We start from the raw sequence: 6,812 nt of genomic DNA on the forward strand, positions 1-6,812 counted from the left end.
AGGCAGGCATGTTGACGGACCTTTGGCTGAACTTTCTTTTGCTGTTTATGATTTTCGCCTCGATCGTCGCCCTCGAACTGAAAGATGTGTTGTCGTCGATCATCGCTTTGGGGGTCGTCGGACTCGGCGTCTCTGTATCCTTTCTCATCCTCCAGGCGCCCGATTTGGCCATTGTGCAGTTTCTTTTCGAGATTTTTGCTCTTATCATTCTCATTCTGGCCTTTGTGAAAAAGCCCTTTCATGACTTTGCGCCGTCCGTACAAAGCCGTTGGATGAGCGTTTTGGCTGTGATCGCCGTGCTTGCGGTGCTCGGCCTAAGCTGGGAGGTGTTCCGCCTCATGCCGCCGTTCGGCGAGCCGCTGATGAAGACGTCGCAATTCTATCTCGAAAACGGCGCTGCAAAAACCGGCGCCGCCAACCTCGTTTCATCGGTCGTTCTCGATTTTCGCGGTTATGATACGTTCGGCGAGGTCACCATTCTCTTTACCGCCATTTTAGGAACTTTTGCGGTGCTGCGCTCGACGATCAAGGATAAGCACGCGGGAGGCAAGCATGAATAAAGGGATGTCTCTGATCGTCAAAACCGTCACGCGGCTGACGATTTGGATTATACTTTTATACGGCATCTATATCATTCTGCACGGCCATTTGACTCCCGGGGGAGGATTTGCAGGCGGCGTGGTTATAGCGTTGGCGCTCCTCAACGTGACCTTGGCTTACGGCCGCGAATTCGTCGAAAAATGGCTGCGGCTGCCGATCGTCGAACATGTGGAATCGGTCTGCTCGCTGGCTTATTTGCTGATCGGGATTCTCGGCATACTTTGGGGCGGAGCGTTCTTTGTCAATTTTTTAAGCAAGGGAGAGCTCTTTCATCTCATCAGCGCCGGCACCCTGCCGATTCTCAACATTATCATCGGGCTCAAGGTGGCGGTTTCGCTGTTTCTCGTGGTATGGGTCATTGCGGCAGTGAGAGTCTCGAAAGGAGAATCCGCATGAATCCTTATGTGCTTTGTTTTGCGTTGTTTTTGGTCGGCGTTTACGGCGTTTTGGCTAAACGCGATCTGATTAAAATCATTTTAGCGCTCGGCATTTTAGGCTATGCTGCCAATCTCTTCCTCGTACTGGTGGGCTATAGAGCCGATGCTCATTACCCGATCCTTGAGCCCGGGGTGCAACTCGGTCCGATGGTCGACCCCTTACCGCAAGCCCTGGTGCTGACCTCGATCGTCATTGAGTTAGGGACGACGGCGTTGATGGTCGCTTTGGCCATCCGGCTGTTCCAAAAATATGGAACCTTTGACATTTCCAACATCAGGAGGCTGCGCGGATGATTCCTTTGCTCATCGCCATTCCGTTGGGGACGGCCTTTCTCATCTCGCTCATCGGCGGCAAGAGGGACTTGGTCGCGGCCGTCCTGTCGTTGTGTTCTACGGCTGTTGTTTTGATCATGTCGATCGTTCTGTTTGCCGGCCTACATGGGCACACTCTTGTCTATTCGGTCGGCAAATGGCCTGCTCCTTTCGGCATCGTGCTGGTCATCGACGCCTTTTCTGCTCTCATGCTGATTCTGATCTATACGCTGGCGCTGACGTCACTCTTGTACGCCGTGCCCTATCTTGAATCACTCGGCCGCGACTGGAAATTCTATGCGCTCTTTATGCTGATGTTGAGCGGCATGACCGGCGTCATTATTACCGGCGACCTTTTCAACTTGTACGTTTTCATGGAAATCGGCTTGTTGGCCGCTTTTGCGCTCGTTGCCTTTGGCGGCGCCGCCGAAGAGTACGAGGCGGCGTTCAAATACGCCGTCATGGGCTCCGTTTCTTCAAGCTTTATTTTGATCGGTATCGCTGTTCTTTACAGCGCCTCATCGACGCTGACCATGGCCAAAATTGCCGAAACCCTTCCTTCGCTTGACCCCAAACTCGTCGGCTGGGTGAGCGCGCTCTTCCTCGCCGGCTTTGGACTCAAAGCGGCGGCGATTCCCTTTCATGCCTGGCTGCCAGATGCCCATTCATCCGCTCCGGCACTGATTTCATCTATGCTTTCCGGAGTGCTGATCAAAGCTCTGGGCGTGTACGTCCTCATCCGCCTCTTCTTCAATGTGTTCGGCGCCCCGCAGATGATCCTCTCCGTGGTGCTTGTTCTGGGACTCATATCCATCATCGGGGGAGTGCTGTTGGCCATAGCCCAGTGGGATATGAAACGGCTTCTTGCCTATCACAGCATCAGCCAAATTGGATATGTTCTTATCGGAATCGGCCTCGGTACGCCGCTGGGATTGTTGGGAGCCGTCTATCATTTGCTTAATCACGCCTTGTTCAAAGGCCTGCTGTTTTACAATGCAGGCGCCGTGGAAATTGCTCTCGGTACGCGCAACCTCAAACGCATGGGCAATTTGACAAAACTGCTGCCGACCACGAGCAATACCTCGATGGTGGCTTCGCTTTCGATTGCCGGCATTCCGCCTTTCAACGGCTTTTTCAGCAAGCTGATCCTTATTATTGCTGCAGTGCAGGCCGGGCAACCGATTACTGCCGTTTTAGCCGTCATCGGGAGTCTGCTGACCCTGGCCTCTTTTATGAAGGTGCAGCGCTACGGTTTTCGCGGTGAGCGCGTCATCGAGAAAGCGGAACCGATCGGCTGGAGCATGAATGCGGCGATGGTGATTTTGGCCGTCCTATGCCTGGCCACCAGCCTTCTGGTTGTTCCCGGAATCCGTGAGGTGGTCTTGTCGCCGGCAGTGCAGGCCGTTATGGCAAAAACCGGCTACGTGCACCTGGTGTTGGGGAGGTGACTATGACACAGGCAATGAAGAGCAGAATTACCGTCTTTATTCTATCCATGCTGGTATGGTTGGCGCTGGTCGGCGTGCGAATGATTGAAGAGGTGATTGTCGGCGTGATCGTTGCTCTACTGGTCTCGGCTGTCGCCGGCCATTTTCTCATAACGACGCAAAAGCAGCGCCATGCCGCCGTCCGTTGGCTATACGGTATAGGCTATTTTTTCCTGTTTATTTGGGAAATGATCAAAGCGAATCTGCATGTGGCTTATATCGTCATCCATCCGTTGCTGCCGATCAAGCCGGGTATTGTCAAGATCAAGACCGAGTTGACCAAGGACTCGGCCGTCACCGTGCTGACCAATTCGATTACGCTGACGCCAGGCACGCTGACCGTCGATGTCAATCCGGAGAAAAAGGAAATCTATGTGCATTGGATCGATGTGAAAGCAACCGACGTGGAAAACTGCACCCGGCTCATCGGCGCCCGCTTTGAACGCACGCTGAAGGAGGTTTTCGAATGAGAGTTCTGCGTTGGTTCATCGGTCTGGTGTTGATCGGCGGTTTTATGGTCGGCAATTTTTTCATCTACCAAGGGCCGCTTTTGGTCAAGTTCATTAATGTCATCCTCTTCAGCGCTTTGTTTGTTCTGTTCCGAGTCATATTCGGCCCTTCGCCGGCGGACCGCATCGTCGCCGTGGATATTCTCGGCGTTCTCATTATTGGCCTGCTGGCGCTGTTCGGCACCTATTACCGTCAGGGTTTTTTTCTCGACGTCGGCTTGGTATGGGCGCTGCTCAGCTTTGTCGCTTCTTTGGCGTTGGCCAAGATTTTGGAAGGGAGGTCCCTCGATGATTAGAGAAACCATCGGTCTGATTCTCATCGGCATCGGCGTGACGTTCGATTTTCTCGGCGTGCTTGGGCTTGTCCGCCTGCCGGACGTCTATAACCGCCTGCAGGCAGCCACCAAATGCGTGACCTTTGGTTCCGCCGGCATTCTTTTCGGCGTCTTTATTCAGCAGGGATTTTCCAGCTTTGGTTTTAAAGCCCTGCTCGGCATTGCTTTTATCTTTTTGACTTCGCCGGTAGCCGCTCACGCCATTGCCCGAGCCGCCCATCGGAACCGGATTCCTTTGACGCCGTTGACGGTCGTCGATCAGTATGAAGCCGACCATGAACTAAAGTGACCATCTGCTTGAGGAGTGACGCCATGTTTCTGCCGAAACTTCGCGAAGTCAAAGAGGCGCTGGTTTCTCTTTTTTCTGCTCCTTATACTTCGCCTTTCCCGGCTAAACCGCACATACCGGAGCCGGAATTCCGCGGCCTGCCGCGTTATGATGCCGAAAACTGCGTCGGTTGCGGCGCCTGTGCGCAAGTTTGTCCTCCTGCAGCCATTACCATGGTCGACGATCCGGCTGCTCGACGCCGAACGCTGACCGTGAATTATGCATCCTGCATTCACTGCGGTCAATGCCAAGAAAAGTGCATCACCGGCAAGGGGATCCGTCTGACAAACGAATACTCGATTTCCGCCATGAACCTCAAAGCGCCGGAACTTTTCGAAAGCGTGGAAAAGGAAGTTGTGGTGTGTGAAGCCTGCGGCCGCGTCATCGCTCCCTGCGACCAGCTGCTTTGGATTAAGGAGCGGCTGGGCGCCAAAGCGTACGCCCATCCTGGAATCCTGCTGCAGACGCAGCGCATGGTCTCCGAAGTTCAGCCGACACCGGTCAAATCGCGTATTCGTCGCGAAGATCAGATCAAATTTTTGTGCGCTTCCTGCCGTCATCAGGTTGTCGTTGCCGATGAATTTTAGCGAATTCTTGGCCTCTTTCGCCGTTCAGCCGGACAAAATCGTTTTTGTCGGCTTGGGAAACCCTGCCCGCAGCGACGATGCGGCAGGGTTGCTTTTTCTTGAGCAGTTGAGCAAACGACCGGAGCTCGCAGGCGCTCATTTTATTGCGGCGGGAACCAATCCCGAGAACTATTTGGAAAAAATTTTACAGGCCGAGCCGCAGCTGGTTGTGTTTATCGATGCCGTTGACGGCCCAAGACCGCCTGGAGAAATATTTTGGATCGCTCCGGATGAACTGGACAGCGCGGGCATGAGCACACACGCATTCAGCCTGCGCATGATCGAGAGGTACCTCCTGGCGCACGTTCCGCTCGAGGTGCGTTACTTGGGCATTCAGGCAGCCACAACGCGCGTCGGCAGCGGCCTTTCGGATTTTGTGATGAAAAGCCTTGATGCTTTTTTTGCAGGGACCTAGCTTTTCGGAGCATAAAGAACTTCGAATATAATGCCGAAATGAAAAAAGCCTCCCAAGCTCTGGGAGGCTTTTTTCATTAGCGCACTAGAACCATCTTTTTCGTCGCCGAGTATTCCTCCGCCTGGATGCGGTAGTAATAAATACCTGATCCGACTTGGAGATTTTCGTCATTCAGCCCGTCCCATGTTATGGAATGATACCCTGCCTCCAACCGTTCATTGACCAGCGTCCGCACTTCTTGTCCACGAATATTAAAGATGACGAGCTTGGTTTTTGCCGGTCGCGGCAACTGGAAACGAATAGCGGTCTTGGGGTTGAAGGGGTTGGGATAGTTTTGCAGCAGCATGAACTCTTTCGGAAGCTCGACGCTCGCCATCAGAGGTTCACTCTGAGTGCGGATGCCTGCAAGGTCCAATTCTTCCAATTTATAGAAATAGGTGTTGCCGGCTACGGCTGTCGTGTCGATAAAGGTAAAGGCGCCGCTGTTGCTCTTGATCAACTCGCCGTTGAGCTTGAGGTATTCGCCGTTCTTGGTCGAACTGCGCAGCACGTCAAAGCCGATGCTGCCGCCTTCGGCGGTCTTCCAGTCCAGCTGAACCCCGGCAAAGGGCACGGTCGTCGCCGTAAAGCTGCTCAATTCCACCTTGACTTTGATGCTCCACGTATGCTGGTCTTGAGAAACGCCGTCGTCCACAATTACTTTAACGGTATGCAGCTTTTTTGCAACCGCCGAGGCATTTAACGTAAAGCAGGAATTGGAAATCGGTTGCTTTTCCTCGTCGAGATACCAGTCGTAACGGACAATGCTGTTGGGATTTTGATCGACCACGGTGACGCAGAATCGCTGCGCGCCGCTTTCCGGTATTTTCAGATACGGCTCAAACGGCGTCCAATCGATGATTTTGATTTTCGAGATGACACGGATTTTCATCGAATCGACGGCAAATCCGCTCGGCATGCGATTGTCATCGACGCGGAACTTGACGGTCCAGAAACCGATTTCATTAAAAGACGGCGTCCATCTGAGGCGCGCTGAAGCGGCATCGAAAACCGCCGTAGACGGCTTTTCGTACACGGTAAAGCGCAGTGCATCGCCGTCCTCGTCGATGGCCCTCAGCTGGAGGGTGAAGGGGTTGCCGTAGACGATCGTCGTATCGCGGCTCATGCCTGTGAATTGCGGAAACCGGTTGTCGACGCCGTACGCGGTAAATTGGTTGATGCTGCCGGCCGGCCACGGCCGTAAGCCGATCTTTTGGAAAAAGAGGCGGTTTTCATTCGCAGAACCGATGGTCCACCAATTGGGCACCAGCCCGTTGCTGTCGCTGATGACGCTCGAAAAAGCCACGCTGCCGCTGAATTGATCCGCCGGCGCAAAGTCCACCGAGATACCGGAGACCGGATTTTGGAAGCGGTCGGTCACTTTGGCGACTACAGGATAAACCAGCCGGCGACCGCGGGTCATGGTCTGAAAATCTCCCGAATGCTTGCTTAAATAATATGCAACATCGGGCCGAGCGTGCACGGTAAACGTCACGCTCTGTCCCGGTAGAGAGGCGCAGATGGCGCGGATGATGTATTCGCCGGCTTTTTCACCGAGCGTCAGACGCGCTGCAGCGATTCCCGCCTCGCCGGCTGCGCCGGTCAGGACCGGCTCGCTGCCGACAACTGCGCCGTTCAGCTGCACCGGCTCTTCCAGTTTTTGGAACAGAACCGGCACACCGTCGACTGCATTGCCGTCTTTATCCAAGATTACGACTTTGAGT

Annotated in this window: 10 protein-coding genes; 9 read left to right on the forward strand and 1 reads right to left on the reverse strand. The window is 53.9% G+C overall.

Annotation, left to right across the window (positions count from 1 at the left end; all coding sequences use genetic code 11):
* The first annotated feature begins 8 nt into the window (after positions 1-8).
* From ONB24_10810 to ONB24_10850, 9 genes are read left to right on the forward strand one after another with little or no spacing between them, the layout of a single operon-like run.
* Positions 9-560 (forward strand): DUF4040 domain-containing protein, encoded by a 552-nt coding sequence (locus ONB24_10810; GenBank protein MDZ7316605.1) that lies wholly within the window; start codon positions 9-11, stop codon positions 558-560.
* Positions 553-996: a hypothetical protein gene (locus tag ONB24_10815; GenBank protein MDZ7316606.1), complete on the forward strand. Its 444-nt coding sequence runs from the start codon at positions 553-555 to the stop codon at positions 994-996. The genes ONB24_10810 and ONB24_10815 overlap by 8 nt, the downstream gene beginning before the upstream one ends.
* A complete protein-coding gene (locus ONB24_10820) occupies positions 993-1,331 on the forward strand; it encodes a sodium:proton antiporter (GenBank protein MDZ7316607.1) in 339 nt (112 codons plus the stop codon). Before ONB24_10815 ends, ONB24_10820 begins: the two co-directional genes overlap by 4 nt.
* Positions 1,328-2,797, forward strand: coding sequence for a proton-conducting transporter membrane subunit (locus ONB24_10825; GenBank protein MDZ7316608.1), 1,470 nt, complete (start codon positions 1,328-1,330; stop codon positions 2,795-2,797). The genes ONB24_10820 and ONB24_10825 overlap by 4 nt, the downstream gene beginning before the upstream one ends.
* A 2-nt stretch (positions 2,798-2,799) precedes the next feature.
* Positions 2,800-3,306: a Na+/H+ antiporter subunit E gene (locus ONB24_10830; protein ID MDZ7316609.1), complete on the forward strand. Its 507-nt coding sequence runs from the start codon at positions 2,800-2,802 to the stop codon at positions 3,304-3,306.
* On the forward strand, positions 3,303-3,641 hold the full coding sequence (locus ONB24_10835; GenBank protein MDZ7316610.1) for a monovalent cation/H+ antiporter complex subunit F: 339 nt from the start codon (positions 3,303-3,305) through the stop codon (positions 3,639-3,641). The genes ONB24_10830 and ONB24_10835 overlap by 4 nt, the downstream gene beginning before the upstream one ends.
* Positions 3,634-3,969, forward strand: a complete 336-nt coding sequence (gene mnhG, locus ONB24_10840) for a monovalent cation/H(+) antiporter subunit G (protein ID MDZ7316611.1) — start codon at positions 3,634-3,636, stop codon at positions 3,967-3,969. Before ONB24_10835 ends, mnhG begins: the two co-directional genes overlap by 8 nt.
* A gap of 23 nt (positions 3,970-3,992) precedes the next feature.
* Complete coding sequence (locus ONB24_10845; GenBank protein MDZ7316612.1) at positions 3,993-4,595, forward strand: 4Fe-4S binding protein; 603 nt, start codon at positions 3,993-3,995, stop codon at positions 4,593-4,595.
* Positions 4,585-5,049: a hydrogenase maturation protease gene (locus ONB24_10850; GenBank protein MDZ7316613.1), complete on the forward strand. Its 465-nt coding sequence runs from the start codon at positions 4,585-4,587 to the stop codon at positions 5,047-5,049. Before ONB24_10845 ends, ONB24_10850 begins: the two co-directional genes overlap by 11 nt.
* A gap of 76 nt (positions 5,050-5,125) precedes the next feature.
* Here the strand turns inward: ONB24_10850 and ONB24_10855 are convergent.
* On the reverse strand, positions 5,126-6,812 hold a 1,687-nt coding region (locus tag ONB24_10855), incomplete at its 5' end, for a T9SS type A sorting domain-containing protein (GenBank protein ID MDZ7316614.1).

It is taken from the genome of candidate division KSB1 bacterium, assembly GCA_034505495.1.
Classification (GTDB): Bacteria; Zhuqueibacterota; Zhuqueibacteria; order Residuimicrobiales; family Krinioviventaceae; genus Fontimicrobium_A.